Origin of the sequence: uncultured Lacinutrix sp., from assembly GCF_947500325.1 — a bacterium.
Taxonomy (GTDB): domain Bacteria; phylum Bacteroidota; class Bacteroidia; order Flavobacteriales; family Flavobacteriaceae; genus Lacinutrix.
The window spans coordinates 47,207-67,392 of sequence record NZ_CANMRQ010000001.1; the positions used below are offsets into that span (position 1 = coordinate 47,207).

Below are 20,186 nucleotides of genomic sequence, written 5' to 3' on the forward strand. Positions count from 1 at the left end.
CAGGTTTAGTTTTGCTGTTGCAAACACCAATGTAAAATTTTTGCAATATTTTTTGCGTCATCTACACCTCGGTGATGCGTCCCTTCTAGAGGTATTTTTAAAATATTAAGAGCGCCTTTCATCCCTACTTTTTTATTTAAATCTTTTACCCAACTAAAATGAGTTTTTACATTAATATGTTTTTGAGATAATGGGTATTCCACACCTCGCAACTTACATTGTTTTTTCATCATATTTAAATCGTAAGCGCCATAGCTTGCCCAAGTGTAATGATTAGCACTGTAATCTTCTCTTAATTTTACACAAGCTTCTTTAAAAGTAATACCTTCTTTATCTAAAAGATCTTGAGTTATTGTTGTTAGCTCTGTACAAAACGAACTTACCTTAGAGCGTTCTGGCTTAATTAATATCCCTTCACTTTTTGTAATACTTCCTGTAATTATGTCTAAAACACAAATACCTATTTCTATTATTTCATTTACTTGACCATTTGGAATTTCCCCATTCCAACACGTAGCCTCTAAATCTATTATAATTATATTTTTATTGTAATTCATTATCTTATTTTTAAAAGTAGACAAACCTAAGCATGCCTACTTTTCTTTATTTATTGAGATGCATATATTTTATCTCTCCTATCTATTTCGCCTAAGGGACTTCCTTTGAAGGTTAAAATATTTACAAACCCATTATCTTTTGTAATTAAAGAGTCTTTTTCTTTAACAGCTCCAATAGCTTTATTTCCATAATCGCCAGTTAATTTTTTGGTTGCAGGATCTAAATCTCCCCAAAGTATATCTGGCTTACCATTATCTATTGGTTCAACGAAATAAGTAATCCCAGTAATTTTAGAACTTACTATAAATCGTCCTGTTCTATCTGTTCTTGTAAGGAATCGCTTTAGTAATTCTTGTCGTTTCATAAAGGTTTGTTTTTTATTGTGAACTCCTACCTTCGCAGGAATCACAAATAGTTATTTCTTTTTTTTCTTCTTCTTTTTGGATGTTTTCTTCTTATTAGGTTTCATTTTAGTTTTCACTCTTGATATTTCTGAGTTGATATAGCTTATAAAACCATCATTATATCCAAATTGTTTTGCTTTTTTTAGCGCTTTAATTGCTTTTTTGTAGTCTTGTGTTATTTCAAAAAGCTGGCCTTGATTTTTCCAAATAACCCCTTTATCAATACCTTTTACTGTTAAAGCAAAATCAATTAATTTTTGAGCTTCATCAAAATCGTCATTATCCAATAACACTTGAATATATCTTGGATAAACACGTTGATAATCCATTTTGTTTGCTAATGCTTCTGCATAATATTGCTTCGCCTTTTCATAATCTCCAAACTGTTCTGCTTGTAAACGCGCCATGAGATACAATGCGTAAGCATTATTACTTTCGTAAGACAAGGCATAGTTTAGATTCTCTACAGTTTCTTCTAACTCATATGGATAAGCATCAATAGCTTTTAGCACGTAATTATTTAATAAATTAGTTTCCATTGTTTTAGTTATTTAATTCATTGCGTAAATCATTTTTTAATGCGCAACGTTGTTTTTTATATTTTTTTACAACTGTATTCTTTTTAAAATTTGAGCCTTTAAAAACTTGTATAGGATTACCTCTTTCTAATTTTAAATGGTTTCCCCATTGGTTTTTAATACTCATTTGTAAAGCTTCTAATTGTATTGCGCTTACTTTTTCTTGCAAGCGTATTTTTGCTATTTTTTTATTTTGATGTTGTGAGCGGCTATCCATAACTAATACTTGTGTTTTAGTTAGTTTATGAATAGCCCTAATAGCGGAGCTCACTTTATTTACATGCTGTCCTCCAGGTCCAGAACTACGAGTTGCTTGATATGTAATATCTTTGTCATGAATTTGAAATTCTTGACTTTGTTCTATCTCATATAAACCCACAAACCAATTTTTACGTTTATGATTTGGCCTAAAAGCCGAAACGCCTATCCACTGTATTGTTCCTTTCCATTGACTTAAAAACACCTCTAGGTTTTCTCCTTTTAATTGAACAGTAACCGACTGCAATGTCAAATTCTCTATTCCTTTTTCCCTTTGTAATATTTTATAATCAATAGCATTGCGTTTTACAGCTTCTAAAAATTGCTTTAAAACTTGAGCCACAACCCAACAACATTCTGCTGGTCCTCGACCTGAGGTTATTTGTATTATTTTAGTATTCATTTTTATATACTTTTTCTAAAGGATTTTTAGACAGTAATACATTACCAACAGGATTTTCACCTTTCGCAATTAATTGTAACGCTGCTTTTACTGCCCAGCATTTATCGCTAGAATGAATGTTAGAGTAGAAGCTTAATAACGTTTTTGGCTCAACTAATGTCCAACCATTTACTTTTATAACTTCTACTGTCGCAGATTCAAAAAAATCTATAGTTACTCTTACTTGTTTTCCTGTTTCTAGCCAATCTATTTTCTCGTAACGTCTAAAATTTTCGTTACTTGGCATATGGTCATATCGTGTCCACACTTTTTCGAAACCATTGGCTGCTAGTACTACCATCACTTCTGCAACATCTTTTGGATGTACAAAAATGTCTATATCCTTATGATCATGCGCATGTTTGTATTCTGTATGGTCTTCTGGTGACATAAAATGCCATGCCCAACCTCCTGAAATAATAATCCATGCTTTTAATTTATTTAAAATGTCCAAACCCTTTTCTATTCTATAGTTTGGCCATTGCTCTCCGTATCTTTTTATGTTATGATTTGCTCCCATAATTCCTTTGTTTTTAAAGCAAAAATTTACCTAGCCATTCTCACTATTTTTGGTGTAAACTTGCCAACAACCTCAACTAATTCTAATTGATTTTGCATCACTTTTTCAATGTTTTTATATGCCATTGGCGCCTCGTCAATACCGCCTCCAATTAAAGAGACGTCATGCTTTTGCAATTCTTTTTTTATTGCACTTTGCGTTAATGTCATTTTACATTGTCGTCTTGACAATAAACGTCCTGCACCGTGAGATGCCGATTGTAAACTCTCTGTATTACCTAATCCTCTAACTATAAATCCTGGCGCCGTCATAGATCCAGGAATAATACCTAGCTCTCCTTTTTTTGCTGGTGTCGCTCCTTTTCTATGTACTATACATTCTTGACCATTTACGTCTTGTTTCCAAGCGAAATTGTGATGATTTTCTATTTTGGCAATTGGTCTTTCTCCTAATAATTTACCTATGCGTTTATGAATATCATCATGGCAAGCTTTTGCATAATCTCCAGCCAAATTCATAGCTAGCCAATATTCTTGTCCGTCGTGAGTATTTAAATCTAACCATGCTAAATGCTGTACATGTTTTGGTAACGGACATTGCTTTGTTGCCAAATATGTATAATGCTTAGCGATGTTAGCACCCAAACCTCTTGAACCACTATGTGATAAAACACCTAAGTATTCTCCTATTGGTAAATCCCATTCGTTATTTACATCTAGAATACTTACTTGACCAAATTCGACAAAATGATTGCCGCCACCCGAAGTTCCTAATTGCTTATAAGCTTTATCTTTTAAGCGTTTTACTAACGGAATCGTTTTAAACTCTTCACGTTCAAAAACTGGATCATCATGTTTTATTTTGTGCGTTTCGTACATCCCAAATTTGGTGTGCTCCGACAAAATATTTTCCAATTGATGCTTCTTTCCTTTTAAATAAGAGGCTTTAACGGGATATATAGTTAAACACATTCTGCACCCAATATCTACGCCTACACCATAAGGAATAACAGCATCTTTTGTTGCTAATACGCCTCCAATTGGCAATCCATATCCTACATGTGCATCTGGCATTAAAGCACCAGCAACTGCAATTGGTAGTTTTAAAGCATCGAATAATTGATACTTTGCTTTATCGTCGATTTCATTGTCTCCATAGATTTGAAATGGTGCGCGATGTGTATTTAATACTTGCTTTTTTACCACTACAGGATCTAATAAACTTTCGGCTATTTTACCCCAAACACCATCACCTTTATAAGCCTCAGGATTTAATAATACTTTCTTTGCTTCTATTAATATTTTTTCTTTTTTTATTCTTTTCTGGTAACGATTAATTTGACCTAAAGTCACATTAATACTATTGTTTTTCGGAAAGCCTAACTTGATTAAGTCTTTCCCGCTTAATTTCTTTCCCATTGTTTTAGTTTTTAATGAGAAGGTGAAAATTAAATCACCTTCTCTTTTTTAATTCATCATTGTTTTCAAAATGAAATACATAATCCAAAAGATTATTTTCAATACCAAAGTAGAATCATAATTTTGCTTCTCAGTCATTTGTCTACGTTCAACTAGCCTAGCATATGCTTGCTGTTGACCATGAGCTTGGTATGGTCTTTCGTATTCCATCTCTTTTTTTCGCCTAACTTGTGAATTGTTAATCCAGTGATTTATTAATTCAACAGATTTACTGTCAGGATCTTGATTACACTTTGCTTTAGCTTGAACAATTGTATAGCTTGGTAATTCTATTTCTAAAGTAACCAAGCGTTTCATTGGTTTACCTTCAATTTCTTGTCTTAAAGAAAAAATTGAACACCTTCCTTCATCACAATCGTCATCGTATTCAGAAACACAGTGTTGCATTTCATTTCCTTCATCATAAAGCTCCCCTGAACTTAAAAGCTCTTCAGTTTTATAAATAACTTTTTTATTATCTAAAGTTTCTTCAAAGTATAAAGGCTTAATTCCTGATGAGCTCCAAGAAAATTCCTCCCCTTTTTCTTTTAAGTAAACACTACGATGCCATTCTTGCGTTTGATTCAACAATGAGCTGAATGTTCTATTTTTCATTGAAAGCGACTGATTATCACGATATTTATATGCTAAATAATCAACAACTTCATCTAATTCATTAACATTTAAATTTTCTTCTTTTGAAAAAAACTGAACAACTGATGCCCAAAAACATTCTTGCTCTTCTCTTATAATTGATAACCTTGAAAATGCAATCATTTTAGAGGTTTTTGTTGAAGCTCCATAACCTAATGCTTGTGCGTAACGTAAAGCTTCATTAACCGACAAAAATGAAGGAGCATTTCTAAACTCATGCGCCATTTTATCTGTTAGCTTTATTGGCATATTAGATAAGCTTTTTACACTTTTTCCTTTTCCCAACTGAACGTACCAAAACATGTGTTTTTTTTCACTTATATAAAATGAGTTTTCTAAAAACGTTGGTGTTACATATAATGCAAAACAGTGTTTTATTACTGCGCTTAGTTGTTTTTCTTCTTGCAAACATTCGTTTTGCCAATCTTCAATATTTCTTACTATTTTATTACCAAAACCACTTATATTATGAAGAACACTAACACTGTTATAATTTCTTAATAATGCATAACACTTTTGGTTGTACAAGTGAATTAATAACCTCTTAAAAGTTTCTCTTTTCCATGTGTATTTTCTCTTGCTGGTTTTAGAAAAAAATTCACGAAGCATTGATTCTATAGAGCCTTTATAACGAGTAGGCTTATTATTTTCGTTATATATTTTTTCAACTAATTTTATATAACTCCCTTTATGTAAGTGTTTGTTCTCTACATTCTTATTTGTTTTCATTTTAAAGTTCTTTACTAGATTATTTTCTATGTAAAGCCACTCAAATTTTTAATACACATTGTTAAATTGTATGCATTTATAATCATATCTTAATTTGGCTTTTACTATTTAATGAGAAGCTGCATTTTATATTAGCTTTCGTTTCAACATCCCTTAAAAGGGTTCACTTCGAACAATTGATATCCGGAATTTTTAAGCCTAAACTACTTTTGAAAAAAAGGCATACAAAAAAGTCCGAAACTTTTGGCTTCGGACTCTTTGTATGATAAAAATAGATCTCTATTTATCTGGAAAGAAGTCTCGAAGCGAGTATACTAAAGAACCTAGTTCTTCAATTATACTTTTGTTTACATTGGTATTAAACATTTTACTTCGTTTTAATATTTATTTTGTTGCAGTATTGCGGTGCAAATATAGAATGTAATTTTTGAAAAATCCAAATAAAAAATAAAATTAATTTGCTGAAAATCAATTAGTTAAATTGATTTTAGGCAATAGAATTCCTGCCCGAATTTCTTCAGATATGTAATTCCTTGACAGTGTGCTATGTAATTAATCAATACACAATTTTTAGGCATTTACAGGTTTTTATTTTTTTTATAAAAAAAAAGCGTCCAAATTAAATTATTTGGACGCTTTCACTATTTTTTATTTATATATACCTACTAAATATATCTACAATAGCGCAATTTTGCGTCCTTATTATGTGATTTAAATAGATTCATATAGGTGTGTTTATTTTTTTATGCTGTACAAATATGTGAATTTTATTTGAAATATTCACAATAAGTATAAATGTATTTATTTTCTATTCCAAGATCTTATTAATGTATTTGAAACCCAAAAGATCTAATGCTTTTAACTTATCTAAAGTTATCTTATCAAGAAAAGAAAGTATTACCTCTCCATTTTTTAATCGAATGTGAGTAATAAACTCAGAAACATCTATTACATCTCCAAACATTTCAGATTTAAATTTTATAAAAGATTCCTCATTCTCGAAAACATAGATATCTACATCCGAAAGAAAAGTAATTAGGCCATATTTTAAACTAAATTTTTTTTCTTTAAAAAGACCAACTTTGCTTACATAGATTTCACTTGGGTTTGCTTTAAATTTTTGTAACCATATTTCATTTTGAATTACATCTTTATTTAAGACAAAAGCCTCTTCTATAAAACTTAAGTCTATATTAACAGACTCTTTAGATATTTCATAAACTGTATTCTCTAAAGGAATTTCTTTTTCCCAGTCTAAACAGTAAGTATTAAGAGGAATTCTTGATGTGTTTGAAGGTATTAACGCTTCGGCTTCTCCAGTATAACTAGCTTCTAATTGAAATTCGGAATTAAACTTTATATTATGTAAAAAGGAAAACAATGTTTTTAGCGTTTTTGGAACAGATATTAAATTTTGAGGATTTCCTACTAAAGGCTTTAGTTTCATTGCTTTATTGTCTAACCAATTAACACAAAACTCTGTTCCCAAATCGATACTTGTGTTAAAGTTTGTATTTAAAACAGCTTCAGAAGCTGTGCCTCTTGTTGTTTTAAGTTGAAATGCTCCTAAATCAATTCCATCAGAAAGATTCATATAAAAACATGTTTCACCTAAAGGTTTTATAGCAAAACCAGCACTTAGCTCAATATCTTCATATAACTTAGTACCAATACTAACATCTAAAGATTTTCCATCGAATTTAAAATCCATAGACATTCCTTTTGTTAATTCAATAGAATTATTGAGACTTAGACCATCTTTAGTAGCAATTATTTTACCTGAAAGTATTTTTTTTTCTGTTTTATCTTGTTGAGCATAATTACTAAGAAGGCTACATGAAATAAAGAAAAGAGTAAATAATGATTTCATATTATATTGTTTTTTAATGAGTTAAATCAAAAATAAATGTTTTACTATATTCATATTATCCCCAGTATCGGGTATTTTAGTCTCTTTTATTTAAGTTTCACTTTTATTTTTTAATATTTACTACGCAAATTATTTACGTTGTAAGTATTATTTTTAAATTTTGTAATAAAGAGAATTAACATGGCAGTAAATAAAAACGCATTAATTCGTTATAAAACTATAGATAAATGTCTTCAAAATAATTTTAGACAATGGACACTTAATGACTTAATAGAAGCTGTATCTGATGCGCTTTACGAATACGAAGGCAAAGATATAGATGTAAGTAAACGTACAGTGCAATTAGACCTTCAAATGATGCGTAGCGATAAACTAGGTTATAATGCTCCTATTGTGGTTTATAATAGAAAATATTATAAGTACGATGATGACAATTATAGTATTACAAATAGCCCTATTTCTAATCAAGATTTAACAAAATTATCTGAAGCTGTTTCTTTTTTAAAACAATTCCAAGGATTTTCCCATTTTAAAGAACTAGGAAGCATGGTTCAAAAACTAGAAGACCATGTATACACCCAAAAAACACAAGAAAAATCGTTAATTGATTTTGAAAAAAATGAAAACTTGAAAGGTCTAGAGTTTCTAGATGAATTATATCAATTTATTCTTAAAAAACAAGCTATTGAAATTACATACCAGTCTTTTAAAGCAAGACAAGAAAATACATTTACATATTATCCTTATTTATTAAAAGAATATAGAAATCGATGGTTTGTTATTGGTAAAAGAAAGAAAAATGAAGGCATAATGAACTTAGCTTTAGACCGCATTATTTCAATTAATAAAAGCTCTAAAACTTATACAATTGACAGCTCTTTTGATTCTAAAACATACTATAAAGATGTTATAGGCGTATCTGTAAGTCCAAATATGGCTGCAGAAGATGTTGTGTTTTATGTTAACCATAAACACGCTCCTTATGTTATTACAAAACCTTTTCATAAATCTCAAAAAATTATAGATCGTGATAATTATGGTGTTACTTTCTCTATGCAAGTGCAACTTAATTTTGAATTAGAAAAGGAAATTTTAGGGCTTGGGGAATCTATTAAAATTATAGCTCCAGAGCGTTTAAAACGGAATATTAAAGAACGTTTATATGATGCTATTGACACTTATGAAACAGAGATTAGTGATAAAAATTTACGAACTATAGCAAAACGATTAGAATATAAAGGGTTCGGTATTTTAAATCACATATATTCAAAGCGTGATATTAGAAAACTTAAAGCACGATTTGATAGTTATATAAAACAGAACAATGAACAAGCTTATGGTATGCGAGAAGTCTTATTAAAAATGCCTGAACTTAAGGGTATTCTTTTTAATAAAAACTTTAGAAAACTTATTAAGTCTATTGATAAAAATGTGTTTTTAACTAAAGCTATTTATTTTGACAAATCTCCAAATGAAAATTGGTATGTTAATTGGCACCAAGATGTCCCTATTAATGTTAGTAAAAAAATAGAAACTAATAATTTCTCGTCTTGGACAAATAAAAAAGGTGTTATTAGTGTTTGTCCTCCGCAAAAAATTTCTCAGAATACTTTTTCTATGCGCATTCATTTAGATGATACCTCCATAAAAAATGGAGCCTTAAAGGTTATTCCTGGTTCGCATAACAAGCGTTTAAAAGACGATGAGATACAATTAATAAGCTCAAATTCAATACCTTTTATATGTGAAGTTGCTTCAGGTGGTGTTCAATTATTAAAACCGTTACTTCTTCACGCTTCTTCTAAAACTACTACTCAAAAAAGGCGCCGTGTACTACATTTAGAATTTTCTTCTATTGCGTTACCAAATGGCTTAGAATATGCTGAAAAAGAAGTGTTATAATCTCTATTTAGAGTGTTTCTTATATATAATTAATGTCTATGACATTGGTAATATCTCTATTACTTTTCCATAAACATTTTTTGTCCATCCATTAATTCTACCGTGATTATTACCAATTAATAATCCCCGTTTGTTATTTTTCCCTTTTACAAGGTGTGTAAAACAATTGCCTCTCACTTTACAGTAAACAATATCTCCTGTTTCACAATCTTCCCATTGAATAGGTTTAAGCTTAACAGGTTGCTTTGACTTAAGTCGTGGTAGCATAGAATTTCCTGGTTCTTTTGAAATAATGGTCTCGCCATTTTGTAGTTTTTGAATTTTCCAATTCATAATATTTAATTTTAAATGTTATATAAGCCACTATTGACTTATATATCCTTCAAAATTGTTTCAAAAGCATTTTTCAATGAACTAATGCAAAGATATATAAATTATTGTATTTACTTTATAAAGACTTCTTCTCCTTTTTTAATTGCAGAATGGTGCTCGAAAAAAATAACCTCATCATTTAAACTCGCTTCAATTAAGTAGTAATTACCTTTAAAATAACATTGTACTACCTTTACTTTTAAATTAGAATGCGCTACTATTTTTAGTTGATAAGAATACACAATCTCATTATTTATAATATTAAATTCTCCAAAAAAAGAAGCTATTAAAGGAGTCTCTGGATTGCTATATAATTCTTGAGGCGTATTATTTGCAACTATCATGTTATTATCTAAAACAAGCATCTTATCTGCATAACCTAACACATCTTCTTTATCGTGTGTTGCTACAATGCAGGTAATTTTTTTCTTTTTTAAGTAGCTAAAAATATTACGCCTTAAGGACTGTTTCTTAAAATTATCTATATGACTAAATGGCTCATCAAGTAATAAAATTTCTGGCTGCTTAGCTAATGCTCTTGCTAATGCTACACGTTGTTTTTGTCCCCCAGAAAGGAGTTTTACTTTTGTTTTAGTAAAAGACTGTAATTCTACTACATCTAATAATTCTGCAACACGCTGTTTTTTTTCTTCTGGATAAAAATTAGATAGAAATTGACCTATATTTTCTTCAACCGATATATAAGGCTCTAATTCAAATTCTTGAGCAACATATTTCATAAAGTCATAACCAACAACAAGATTGAATTTAGGTCCTAGTATGTCTTCGTCTTTCCATAAGACCTGACCTTTATTTAAATCGTATTCACCGCGAAGCACTTTTAATAGTGTGCTTTTTCCAGAGCCACTTTCTCCAATAATAGCTATATATTCTCCAGCTTCAGCTTTAAAGGAAATATCTTTTAAGACAGTTTTCTTTTTATAACTAAAGTGAATGTTTTTTACTTGAAGCATGAACAAAAACAGGTTGCCAAAAATCTAGTGCAATGTCATATTGAGCTTGTCGAAACATTTAGTCTTCACTACTAACTAAAATAGGTTTCGACAGGCTTAACCTGACAAATTAAAATTATCATGATTTTTGGTAATCTTTAAAATTTAATAGTTAAAAATAAAATTAGTCTTTAAACTCGTCTTTCATTTTACTTGGTAAAACATCAAACCCCATATTATATAGTGTAAAGCCGTAAATATCTGCAGCTTGTTCAATGGTTTTACTTACTGGTGTTCCTGCACCATGTCCTGCATCTGTTTCTATACGAATAAGTGTTGGATTATTTCCTGCTTGTTTGCTTTGTAACTCTGCTGCAAATTTAAAGCTATGCGCTGGCACTACACGATCATCATGATCTCCAGTAGTTACCATAGTTGCAGGATATTCTACACCTTTTTTTACATTGTGAAGAGGTGAATACCCTTTTAGGTAATCGAACATTTCCTTACTATCTTCTGCGGTACCATAATCGTAAGCCCAGCCAGCCCCTGCAGTAAACGTATGATAACGTAACATATCTAACACACCAACTGCTGGTAAAGCAACCTTCATTAAATCTGGACGCTGTGTCATAGTTGCTCCTACCAGTAAACCACCATTAGATCCTCCTCGAATTGCTAAATAATCACTAGATGTGTACTTCTTTTCTATTAAGTATTCTGCAGCTGCTATAAAATCGTCAAATACATTCTGCTTTTTTAATTGCGTTCCTGCATCATGCCATTTTTTACCATATTCACCACCACCACGAAGGTTTGGAACTGCAAAAATACCACCTTGTTCCATCCATACAGCATTAGTGATACTAAAACCAGGTGTTAAACTAATATTAAACCCTCCGTAACCATAAAGAATTGTTGGATTTTTTCCATTAAGCTCTGTCCCTTTTTTATATGTAATAATCATAGGTACTTTTGTGCCATCTTTAGAACTATAAAAGACTTGTTTACTTTCATAATCTTCCGGATTAAAATCAATATCTGGTTTACGAAAAAGTTCTGAAGTTCCTTCTGCAATATTATATTTATATATATTTCCTGGTGTTACATAATTAGTAAACGAATAATACAATTCCTTATCTTCTTTTTTAGCTCCAAAACGTCCTACACTTCCAACACCTGGTAATTTAACCTCACGTATTAATTTACCATCATAATCATATTGTAATGTTTTTGATACAGCGTCTACCATATATTCTGCAAAAAAATTACCTCCTGCCGTAGATGCGCTTAAAACATTTTCGGTTTCTGGAATTAGATCTTTCCAATTCTCAGGCGTTGGACTTGATGCATCAACAGTCACAATTTTTTTATTTGGCGCATCTAAATTAGTCACCAAATAAAGTTTACTCCCTGCATTTTCTATAATATTAGTATCGCTATTTGTATGATCCAATATTGTAACTAAAGGACTATCTGGGTTTGTTAAGTCTTTAATAAATAATTTATTCCCAGAGGTAGAAACACTAGCAGAAATCATTAAATAATTATCATCTTCTGTTACTCTTGCTCCAGCATATCTATGTTTTTCTTCAGGCTTAGCTCCAAAAATAATTTTATCTTCTTTTTGAGATGTTCCTAATTTATGGTAATATACTTTATGTTGATCCGTCTTTGCTGATAATTCACTTCCTTTAGGTTTATCGTAACTTGAATAATAAAACCCTTCGTTTTTATACCAAGACATACCACTAAATTTAACATCTACAATAGTGTCTTCTATAATTTCTTTAGTTTCTGTATTCATTACTAAAATTTTACGCCAATCACTTCCTCCTTCAGAAATTGCGTATGCTAACGTTTTTCCATCTTTAGAAAAGCTTGCGCCTCCAAGTGAAATTGTTCCATCCTCTTTAAACGTATTAGGGTCTAAAAAAACTGTTGCTGTCTTAGAATCTTCTCCTGTTTTATACCTATAGATTACATATTGATTTTGAAGACCATTATTTTTATAAAAGTAAGTATAATCACCTTCTTTAAAAGGAGATCCTATTTTTTCATAATTCCATAATTTTTCTAATCTAGATTTCAACTCTTCACGAAAAGGTATGTTATCTAAATAGCCATATGTTGCTTTATTTTGATCTTTCACCCAAGCTTGAGTTGCTTCACTTCTATCATCTTCTAACCATCGATAAGGGTCTTTTACTTCTGTTCCAAAGTAATTAGTAATAGTATCTACTGTATTTGTTTTAGGGTAGTTTACTGTAACTTCCTTTCGAGAAGTTTGCTCTTCTTTGCAAGACATAATTATTGAAAGTGTTAAAAAGCAAAATGCTATTTTTTTCATATTCTTAAGTTTAAGACATAAAAATAAACAAAAAAGCTCTTGTGATAATACACAAGAGCTTTTTTAAGTTTATTTTAAAATTTACTTTTTTATAAATTTCTGTGTTTTCACACTTCTATTTGCTGAAATTTGAAGGATATAATTTCCAGACTGTAATTTAGAAATATCAATACTATTAGAATTAAAATTCCCATTGGCAACCATTCTTCCGACCATATCAAATATTGAATATTTAGTGTTATCAAACAAGTAGTCTGTTCCATTTAAATTTAATACTGTAGTTGCTGGGTTAGGGTATAGAATTAAATCTTCAACAGAAAACGCTGCAACACTTAAAGGACTTGATCCTTCGACAACTTCAAGAGGTTCATTAATATTAGGATTCTCTATAAAATCTGTCATTCCAGATGGCCAGTGTATTGTTATAGATGTTATTGCTGTATCTGCCCCAATACCAAAATGAGCATTTAGAGTGTTCATAAATCTAAATCCATCACCACTTCTTACATCTCTAATTTGAGTTCCAGAAGCTGTTTCTAATATAATTCTTGCCCCAATGCCATCTAAATTACTTGCCGTACCTACAGTATTAATCTTAATCCAGTTATTTGAGTTGGTATTGTTTGTATATAGCGTTCCTGTTTCAGAAAAATTATCTATAAATCCATCATTATTTAAGTCACCAAATGAGCCTCTTGCTGCAACAACGTTTTCATAAGATGTAAATGTTAAATCTCCATTTCCAAATAATATATTACCATTAGAAGCAATGTCTAGGTTTCCATCATTATCAAAATCGAAAGTCACATTTTCAATACCTGTCGCAGTTAAAGAAGAAACACCTGAAGTTCCTGTAACTTCGGTAAATGTAACCGATACTAGATCTCCATTTGTATCTAAAACTAAATCATTACGCATTAATTTATGAGTACCAGAACTTGCACCTACAAAAACATCCATATCACCATCATTATCAAAATCTCCCCAAGCAGAAGACCAAGTTTGCATTGGGTCTGCAAGGTTTAAAGCTACTCCATTTTCTGTAAAACTAGTAGTGATTCCGTTAGCATCAAGTCCATTATTGGTATGCATTTGGTTTGTTCTTCGCGCAACTTCACCGCCACATTTTGCTATAAACATATCTTGATCTCTATCGTTATCATAATCTATCCAAATAGACCCATAGTTTCCTCCAGAAACATAATCTCCTAAATTATAAGGAGCACCAGCATTAGTTGTTTGGTGGAATGTTAAATTCCCACTACCATCATTTATATAATACACATTTGGAGCAACATCATGGCAAACAAAAGCATCTAGATTACCATCATTATTAATATCTATAAAGTTAGAACGTTGAGAAAACACATTTTGAGATCCCGAAATTTCTGTAAAAGATGTTCCTGTTGCATTATCGGCTTTCATAAAAGTCACCCCAGAACCAGCACCGTAAAGTAAATCGGTATATCCATTACCATCCCAATCTGCTGCAGCTAAACTCCATGATGGTGTGAAATCTGCATTAGTAGTCGTAATATTTTTAACAGCAAATCCACCTCCAACTTGTTGTTCTTGAATATGGATATTTGTAGAATTAACAGCCACAATATCATCTAAATGATCTCCATTCATATCTACTACTGCTCTTATAGTTCCAGTAGTAGTAATTGGAGATTGTGTAAAAGAAATTGGAGCAGGAATAGAAGCTGTTTCAAATTGTCTTGCAGCTCCCCATGTACTATAGCCATCATCAACACCACAATAGCTTCTTACATATACATCATAGCTAGTTCCTGCTATTAATCCCGTAACGTTATATGTCGTTGTAGTTACTACTGTTCCAGTATCAGTATCTAAAGGTTGAGGCTGACCAGTTAATTGCACTATAATTTCCCAAGACGTTTCACTACCACCAGCGGTCCAATCTATAGTAGCTGTATTTTGTGTAATATTCGTCACGATAGTGTTTGTTGGTCCTGCACATGAAGTATTATAAATACTAACATTATCAATAAGCCAATACCATGCCCAAACATCATTATCATTATAAATAAAACGTACTTGCATATTTGCATTCTTATATGCAGTAATATCTATTTGTTGTATATCTGGATTATTAAAAGCTCCAGCATCAGCAGTTTGATTTAAAATCTCTACCCAGTTAGTTCCATCGTAAACTTCAACAATAGCGACATCTGCTCCAAAATTATTAAAAAACTGATGGAATTCTAAATATAATGCAGTAGCTCCAGAAGTATCAACAATTGGACTTGTTAATGTCTCAAATAAAATTGTTCCATCTCCAACACCATCACTATCTACAATAGCTGCATTTGTACCGTTTAAAGCATTTCCATTTTTCATACCAGACGTCCAAGAATCTCCAGTTGCCTCGCCGGCATCAGTAATGATCCAACTACTAGGAATAGTAGTATCAAAGTTTTCACTTAAATATGTTTGTGCTTTTACAGTTAATGCAAAAACAAAACACAATGTTAATAATGTAATTTTTTTCATAGCTTTATTGGTTTTTTTTTAGTTATTGGCAAGGCTGAGTTAAAGACTCGATCCATTCTTCAACTAATCTAATACCTTGTGTATGTTTTAATGTCCTCCCTATAAGAGGCATTCTATATTCTTCTAATGTTGAACTCATTCTAAAAAAAGCAACAGATTCATTTGGGCTATTGGGTTTTATAATATGTGTCAAACTACTATTTACATTAGTATCTGGTTCTACACAAACACCCATATTTATTAAATCATCATTCTCATTAAATGCAAAACGCATAGGTCTATATTCACAATAACTTTCTTCACTATGACAATGTGCACAATTAATATCTATATATGACCTAGCTCTGAGATCTAGAGACAGACTAGTATCTTTCCAATTTACTGTTGCAATAATATTTGAAGGGTAATTAGGTTCTAGATAATCCATCTCAACCCATTTTTGCATTTGATTTTTTAGACCGTCACTATATTGTAAGTCTTTAAATATATTTTGTGGTTTGGGACCAATTGGAACTGGCGTTCCAAATTTATTATGACATGTAAAGCATTCTGCTGCTGCAGGTACTCTATAATTTACATTTTTAATCTCGTTGTCTTGAATCCACTCTATATTAACAACACTTCCTTCACTAGTTAAAGTTGCTTCAGATTGTGCTTCATTCCAAAGGTACTCTGCGAATATCCATTGATCTGCTTTTTTAATCATTAAGCGTGTCTCTATTATTCTTTTAGTGTTATTGGGTTGAATATTTTCAAAATAGAAATTTTTAATGAGTACCGTTCCTATTGGAAAATTAAAAGGCAAATGATCACTAACATATGTGGCCTTAACATTTTCAGGCATCCATACAAATCGTTTTTTCTTAGCATAATCACTAAATAAACTTGAGTTTAATTCATACGGTAATACTCCAAAAACAGGTTCTAAATCTTTAAGTTCCTCTTTAAAGAAATTATATTCTGATAACGTTTGATAAGGTACATTTTCAATATTAAAAATCACAGGAGATTCCTGTTCCTCTTGATTAGGAATCGTTTCATAATTTTCTTCTTTAGTACAGGAAGATATACTAAAAAAAAAGAGGGAAATTATTAAAAATAGAGCGTAGTTTTTTACCATAAATTCAATTCAATTCTACTAATATATAGAATTCTTTAAATTCTGGCAATTAAAGCGCTGAAATTAACGCTTTTAGCTATAAAACGACTAAACTAAATTATTATCGACTAAATATTCGGCTATTTGTACCGTATTGGTTGCTGCTCCTTTTCTAAGATTATCACTTACTATCCACATATTTAATGTATTGGTTTGAGAACCATCACGACGAATACGCCCTACAAACACATCATCTTTACCATTAGCATATAAAGGCATTGGATAGGTATTTACATCTACATTATCTTGTACTGTAACACCGTCTGTTTCACTAAGCATTTGTCTCACCTCACTAAGATCAAAATCATTTTCGAATTCAACATTTACGGCTTCACTATGTCCTCCGGCAGTTGGAATTCTAACAGCTGTTGCAGTAACAGCAATAGTTTTATCATCAAGAATTTTTTGAGTCTCTCGAACTAACTTCATCTCTTCTTTTGTGTAACCGTTCTCTTCAAAAACATCACAATGTGGAATGGCATTTTTATTGATAGGGTATGGATAAGCCATTTCTCCTTTTATTCCTGCTAATTCGTTTTCAAGCTGTTTAACAGCTTTTACTCCTGTTCCAGAAATAGATTGATATGTAGAAACAACTATACGTTTTATTTTATATTTATTATGTAAAGGAGCTAAAGCCATTACCATTTGAATGGTAGAGCAATTTGGGTTTGCTATAATTTTATCATCTTTAGAAAGTTCTTTTGCATTTATTTCTGGAACAACCAATTTTTTTGAATGATCCATTCTCCAAGCTGAAGAATTATCAATTACCGTAGTTCCAGCTTCAGCAAATTTAGGCGCCCATTCTAAAGACGTATTTCCTCCCGCTGAAAACAAAGCTACATCGGGTTTCATATTTACAGCGCTTTCAAGACTTACTATTGTATGTTCTTGATTTTTAAAGGTTACTTTTTTTCCAACAGATCTTTCTGAAGCTACTGGAATAAACTCAGAAATTTTAAAATTACGTTCTTCTAATACTTTACGCATTACTTCGCCAACCATTCCTGTGACACCGACTACAGCTAATTTCATTTATATTATAATTTAAGTACTACAAAGCTATTATATTTCTTTATAGGTAGTATATAAAAACATATTATTTTTTCATAAAAAATTAGTGTAAAAAAAACCGGTTTTGCAATTACAAAACCGGTTTTTAAAATATTTCTTAAAAATTAGATTACTTTTTTAAAGCATCTCTAATTTCCATTAGTAATTCATTGTCTGTTGGTCCAGCTGGCGGAGCATCTGGTGCCGGTTTTTTAGTTTTGTTATATGCTTTAACAATCATAAACATTACTAATCCTACAACAATTAAACTAATTATAGTGTCAATCCATGCTCCATATTCTACTGCAGCAACTCCAGCTTCTTTAGCAGCTTCTAGAGTTTTATATTCTACATCTCCTGGAGTCCAAAATTTGTCAGAAAAACTTACTCCACCAGTGACTAGACCAATAAGTGGCATAGCTATTTTAGAAACGAAACCGTTTATTACAGCTCCAATAGCTCCCGCCATAATTACAGCAACCGCGAAATCAATCACATTTCCTGTCATAATAAAATCCTTAAATTCTTTAAGCATAATTTTAATTTTTAAGTTAGTTGATATTAATTGTTTTCAATTTAGTTAAAATTTTAACATAAACAGAAATAAAACAGTAATGAAACACAAAAACTATCGATAAAACACTCTTTTTATTCGTTGAGATGTATTAGTGAGTAACTCATAAGAAATAGAGTGAATAGAACTGGCTAAATTTTCAGCTGTATGATGTGGCCCAAAAACGATAACCTCGTCTCCTTCTTGACACGAAATATTTGTAATATCTACCATAATCATATCCATACAAACATTACCAATAATATGAGCTTTTTTTCCATTTATAAAAACAAACCCTTTTTTATTACCATATTGTCTACTAATTCCATCTGCATGACCAATTGGTAAAGTTGCTGTTTTAGTTAAATTCGTAGCTATAAAAGCACGATTATAGCCTAAACTATCTCCTTTTTTTAATGTATGAATTTGAGAAATTATAGTTTTTAAAGTCGCTATGGGCTTAAGGCTTCTATTAAATTTAGCATCGTTACCAAAACCATATAATGCAATACCACTACGAACCATATTAAAATGTGCGTCTGGGTAATTGAAAATACCTGAAGTATTACTTTGATGTAGTACTGGCTCGTATCCTAAAATATTAGACATCTTTTTTGCAATGGTTTTAAATTGCTTAATTTGATTGAGAGTAAACGCTCTTTCATTCTCATCCTCACTTGCTGCTAAATGAGAAAAAAGAGATTCTACTTTTATAGATTCGGCGAGTATTAGTTGAGTAGAAACACTATTAATTTCAGTTTCATTTAAACCAAGTCTATTTAAACCAGTATTAAATTTTAAGTGAATAGGATAGTCTTTTTGTTTATTTTCTTTAGCAATAGCTATAAAATTTTCCATTACACGCAAAGAGTAGATGCTGGGTTCTAAGCGGCGTTTAATTAGAGTTTTAAAATTTTTAGGTTGCGGATGCAAAACTAGAATAGGTGTTTGAATTCCTGCTTCTCTAAGTGCAACACCTTCATCTGTATAAGCAACAGCGAAATAATCTACACCTAAGCTTTCAAGATATTTTGCAATTTCTACAGCATCACTACCGTAAGCAAATGCTTTTACTACTGCCAGAAATTTGGTGTCACTTTTAAGTTTAGATTTAACGAATTCAAAATTATGCTTTAATGCCTTTAAATCTATCTCAAGAATCGTTTCCTCTGCTTTAGGCATTTTTATTTTTAGGTTTTATTTCTTCCGCATCATTCACTTTCATTGTTTTTATTTTTTCACGCATAGTAGCTTTGTAATATGCAGCGCGGCTTAACGGTTCGTATTCTTCGGTTTCTCCTAACAATACTAAATCTTCACTTTTATTTTTTCTATAACTAAATTGAGCCAGGTTTCCTGTGCGAGTACATACAGCATGTACTTTAGTAACATACTCTGCAGTTGCCATTAAATTAGGCATTGGACCAAAAGGGTTTCCTTTAAAATCCATATCTAATCCAGCAACAATAACTCTAATACCTTTATTAGCCAAGTCATTACAGACACGAACAATTTCATCATCAAAAAATTGGGCTTCATCAATACCAACAACATCACAGCCATCTGCTAAAATAGGAATGTTAGCAGCTGCTGGAACTGGGGTTGATCTAATTTCATTAGCATCATGGGAAACAACCATTTCATCGTCATAACGCACATCTATTGCTGGTTTAAAAATCTCTACTTTTTGCTTTGCAAACTGAGCACGTTTGAGTCTGCGAATCAATTCTTCGGTTTTACCAGAGAACATTGAACCGCAAATCACTTCAATCCAACCAAATTGTTCTTTTTGATTTACTGTATTTTCAAGAAACATTTCGTAATTTTAACACACCAACAAGAAGTATTTCTCGT

Annotated in this window: 18 protein-coding genes; 1 reads left to right on the plus strand and 17 read right to left on the minus strand. The window is 31.2% G+C overall.

Translation table 11 applies throughout. The annotated features are described in order from the left end of the window. Window positions 1-5 precede the first annotated feature (5 nt). The 8 genes from Q0997_RS00315 to Q0997_RS00350 all read right to left on the minus strand — a co-directional run bounded on the left by Q0997_RS00315 (window position 6) and on the right by Q0997_RS00350 (window position 7,470). A complete protein-coding gene (locus Q0997_RS00315) occupies window positions 6-557 on the minus strand; it encodes a 3'-5' exonuclease (RefSeq protein WP_299883261.1) in 552 nt (183 codons plus the stop codon). 50 nt (window positions 558-607) lie between these two features. Then, entirely contained in the window at window positions 608-922 is a 315-nt protein-coding gene (locus Q0997_RS00320) for a hypothetical protein (protein ID WP_299883264.1), read from the minus strand. A 51-nt stretch (window positions 923-973) separates the two neighbouring features. Continuing rightward, window positions 974-1,501 (minus strand): tetratricopeptide repeat protein, encoded by a 528-nt coding sequence (locus tag Q0997_RS00325; RefSeq protein WP_299883267.1) that lies wholly within the window; start codon window positions 1,499-1,501, stop codon window positions 974-976. Window positions 1,502-1,505: 4 nt separating this feature from the next. Beyond that, window positions 1,506-2,201, minus strand: coding sequence for a peptide chain release factor H (prfH, locus tag Q0997_RS00330; protein WP_299883270.1), 696 nt, complete (start codon window positions 2,199-2,201; stop codon window positions 1,506-1,508). Further along, window positions 2,191-2,760, minus strand: coding sequence for a hypothetical protein (locus tag Q0997_RS00335; RefSeq protein WP_299883273.1), 570 nt, complete (start codon window positions 2,758-2,760; stop codon window positions 2,191-2,193). The genes prfH and Q0997_RS00335 overlap by 11 nt, the downstream gene beginning before the upstream one ends. 26 nt (window positions 2,761-2,786) lie before the next feature. Beyond that, entirely contained in the window at window positions 2,787-4,178 is a 1,392-nt protein-coding gene (locus Q0997_RS00340; RefSeq protein WP_299883276.1) for an RtcB family protein, read from the minus strand. A gap of 48 nt (window positions 4,179-4,226) precedes the next feature. Beyond that, complete coding sequence (locus Q0997_RS00345) at window positions 4,227-5,600, minus strand: PcfJ domain-containing protein (protein WP_299883279.1); 1,374 nt, start codon at window positions 5,598-5,600, stop codon at window positions 4,227-4,229. Between the two features lie 808 nt (window positions 5,601-6,408). Next, complete coding sequence (locus Q0997_RS00350; RefSeq protein ID WP_299883282.1) at window positions 6,409-7,470, minus strand: hypothetical protein; 1,062 nt, start codon at window positions 7,468-7,470, stop codon at window positions 6,409-6,411. A gap of 180 nt (window positions 7,471-7,650) precedes the next feature. Here Q0997_RS00350 and Q0997_RS00355 point away from each other — a divergent pair, with 180 nt between their 5' ends. Then, window positions 7,651-9,372 carry a WYL domain-containing protein gene (locus Q0997_RS00355; RefSeq protein ID WP_299883285.1) on the plus strand — a complete coding sequence of 574 codons (1,722 nt, stop codon included), beginning with the start codon at window positions 7,651-7,653 and terminating at the stop codon, window positions 9,370-9,372. A 36-nt stretch (window positions 9,373-9,408) separates the two neighbouring features. Here Q0997_RS00355 and Q0997_RS00360 read toward each other — a convergent pair whose 3' ends face one another. From Q0997_RS00360 to Q0997_RS00400, 9 genes are all read right to left on the minus strand, one after another. Beyond that, on the minus strand, window positions 9,409-9,705 hold the full coding sequence (locus Q0997_RS00360) for a S26 family signal peptidase (protein WP_299883288.1): 297 nt from the start codon (window positions 9,703-9,705) through the stop codon (window positions 9,409-9,411). A 110-nt stretch (window positions 9,706-9,815) separates the two neighbouring features. Continuing rightward, window positions 9,816-10,718 carry an ABC transporter ATP-binding protein gene (locus tag Q0997_RS00365; RefSeq protein WP_299883291.1) on the minus strand — a complete coding sequence of 301 codons (903 nt, stop codon included), beginning with the start codon at window positions 10,716-10,718 and terminating at the stop codon, window positions 9,816-9,818. Window positions 10,719-10,881: 163 nt separating this feature from the next. After that, window positions 10,882-13,047 carry a prolyl oligopeptidase family serine peptidase gene (locus Q0997_RS00370; RefSeq protein ID WP_299883294.1) on the minus strand — a complete coding sequence of 722 codons (2,166 nt, stop codon included), beginning with the start codon at window positions 13,045-13,047 and terminating at the stop codon, window positions 10,882-10,884. An 81-nt stretch (window positions 13,048-13,128) separates the two neighbouring features. Further along, window positions 13,129-15,564: an FG-GAP-like repeat-containing protein gene (locus Q0997_RS00375; RefSeq protein WP_299883297.1), complete on the minus strand. Its 2,436-nt coding sequence runs from the start codon at window positions 15,562-15,564 to the stop codon at window positions 13,129-13,131. A 22-nt stretch (window positions 15,565-15,586) separates the two neighbouring features. Then, window positions 15,587-16,684: a hypothetical protein gene (locus Q0997_RS00380; protein ID WP_299883300.1), complete on the minus strand. Its 1,098-nt coding sequence runs from the start codon at window positions 16,682-16,684 to the stop codon at window positions 15,587-15,589. 87 nt (window positions 16,685-16,771) lie between these two features. After that, window positions 16,772-17,761: an aspartate-semialdehyde dehydrogenase gene (locus Q0997_RS00385; RefSeq protein ID WP_299883303.1), complete on the minus strand. Its 990-nt coding sequence runs from the start codon at window positions 17,759-17,761 to the stop codon at window positions 16,772-16,774. 148 nt (window positions 17,762-17,909) lie between these two features. Continuing rightward, window positions 17,910-18,314, minus strand: coding sequence for a large conductance mechanosensitive channel protein MscL (gene mscL / locus Q0997_RS00390; RefSeq protein WP_299883306.1), 405 nt, complete (start codon window positions 18,312-18,314; stop codon window positions 17,910-17,912). A gap of 93 nt (window positions 18,315-18,407) precedes the next feature. Beyond that, window positions 18,408-19,514, minus strand: a complete 1,107-nt coding sequence (alr, locus tag Q0997_RS00395) for an alanine racemase (protein WP_299883309.1) — start codon at window positions 19,512-19,514, stop codon at window positions 18,408-18,410. Continuing rightward, window positions 19,507-20,148 carry a thymidine kinase gene (locus tag Q0997_RS00400; RefSeq protein WP_299883312.1) on the minus strand — a complete coding sequence of 214 codons (642 nt, stop codon included), beginning with the start codon at window positions 20,146-20,148 and terminating at the stop codon, window positions 19,507-19,509. The genes alr and Q0997_RS00400 overlap by 8 nt, the downstream gene beginning before the upstream one ends. Window positions 20,149-20,186: the final 38 nt, after the last annotated feature.

What these genes read in the sequence shown, in the direction of transcription:
- Q0997_RS00315 (WP_299883261.1), bottom strand. Translation starts at nt 557, where the DNA reads ATGAATTACAATAAAAATATAATTATAATAGATTTAGAGGCTACGTGT.
- Q0997_RS00350 (WP_299883282.1), bottom strand. Translation starts at nt 7,470, where the DNA reads ATGAAATCATTATTTACTCTTTTCTTTATTTCATGTAGCCTTCTTAGT.
- Q0997_RS00385 (WP_299883303.1), bottom strand. Translation starts at nt 17,761, where the DNA reads ATGAAATTAGCTGTAGTCGGTGTCACAGGAATGGTTGGCGAAGTAATG.
- alr (WP_299883309.1), bottom strand. Translation starts at nt 19,514, where the DNA reads ATGCCTAAAGCAGAGGAAACGATTCTTGAGATAGATTTAAAGGCATTA.
- Q0997_RS00345 (WP_299883279.1), bottom strand. Translation starts at nt 5,600, where the DNA reads ATGAAAACAAATAAGAATGTAGAGAACAAACACTTACATAAAGGGAGT.
- Q0997_RS00375 (WP_299883297.1), bottom strand. Translation starts at nt 15,564, where the DNA reads ATGAAAAAAATTACATTATTAACATTGTGTTTTGTTTTTGCATTAACT.
- Q0997_RS00370 (WP_299883294.1), bottom strand. Translation starts at nt 13,047, where the DNA reads ATGAAAAAAATAGCATTTTGCTTTTTAACACTTTCAATAATTATGTCT.
- prfH (WP_299883270.1), bottom strand. Translation starts at nt 2,201, where the DNA reads ATGAATACTAAAATAATACAAATAACCTCAGGTCGAGGACCAGCAGAA.
- Q0997_RS00355 (WP_299883285.1), top strand. Translation starts at nt 7,651, where the DNA reads ATGGCAGTAAATAAAAACGCATTAATTCGTTATAAAACTATAGATAAA.
- Q0997_RS00335 (WP_299883273.1), bottom strand. Translation starts at nt 2,760, where the DNA reads ATGGGAGCAAATCATAACATAAAAAGATACGGAGAGCAATGGCCAAAC.
- Q0997_RS00325 (WP_299883267.1), bottom strand. Translation starts at nt 1,501, where the DNA reads ATGGAAACTAATTTATTAAATAATTACGTGCTAAAAGCTATTGATGCT.
- mscL (WP_299883306.1), bottom strand. Translation starts at nt 18,314, where the DNA reads ATGCTTAAAGAATTTAAGGATTTTATTATGACAGGAAATGTGATTGAT.
- Q0997_RS00340 (WP_299883276.1), bottom strand. Translation starts at nt 4,178, where the DNA reads ATGGGAAAGAAATTAAGCGGGAAAGACTTAATCAAGTTAGGCTTTCCG.
- Q0997_RS00400 (WP_299883312.1), bottom strand. Translation starts at nt 20,148, where the DNA reads ATGTTTCTTGAAAATACAGTAAATCAAAAAGAACAATTTGGTTGGATT.
- Q0997_RS00320 (WP_299883264.1), bottom strand. Translation starts at nt 922, where the DNA reads ATGAAACGACAAGAATTACTAAAGCGATTCCTTACAAGAACAGATAGA.
- Q0997_RS00380 (WP_299883300.1), bottom strand. Translation starts at nt 16,684, where the DNA reads ATGGTAAAAAACTACGCTCTATTTTTAATAATTTCCCTCTTTTTTTTT.
- Q0997_RS00365 (WP_299883291.1), bottom strand. Translation starts at nt 10,718, where the DNA reads ATGCTTCAAGTAAAAAACATTCACTTTAGTTATAAAAAGAAAACTGTC.
- Q0997_RS00360 (WP_299883288.1), bottom strand. Translation starts at nt 9,705, where the DNA reads ATGAATTGGAAAATTCAAAAACTACAAAATGGCGAGACCATTATTTCA.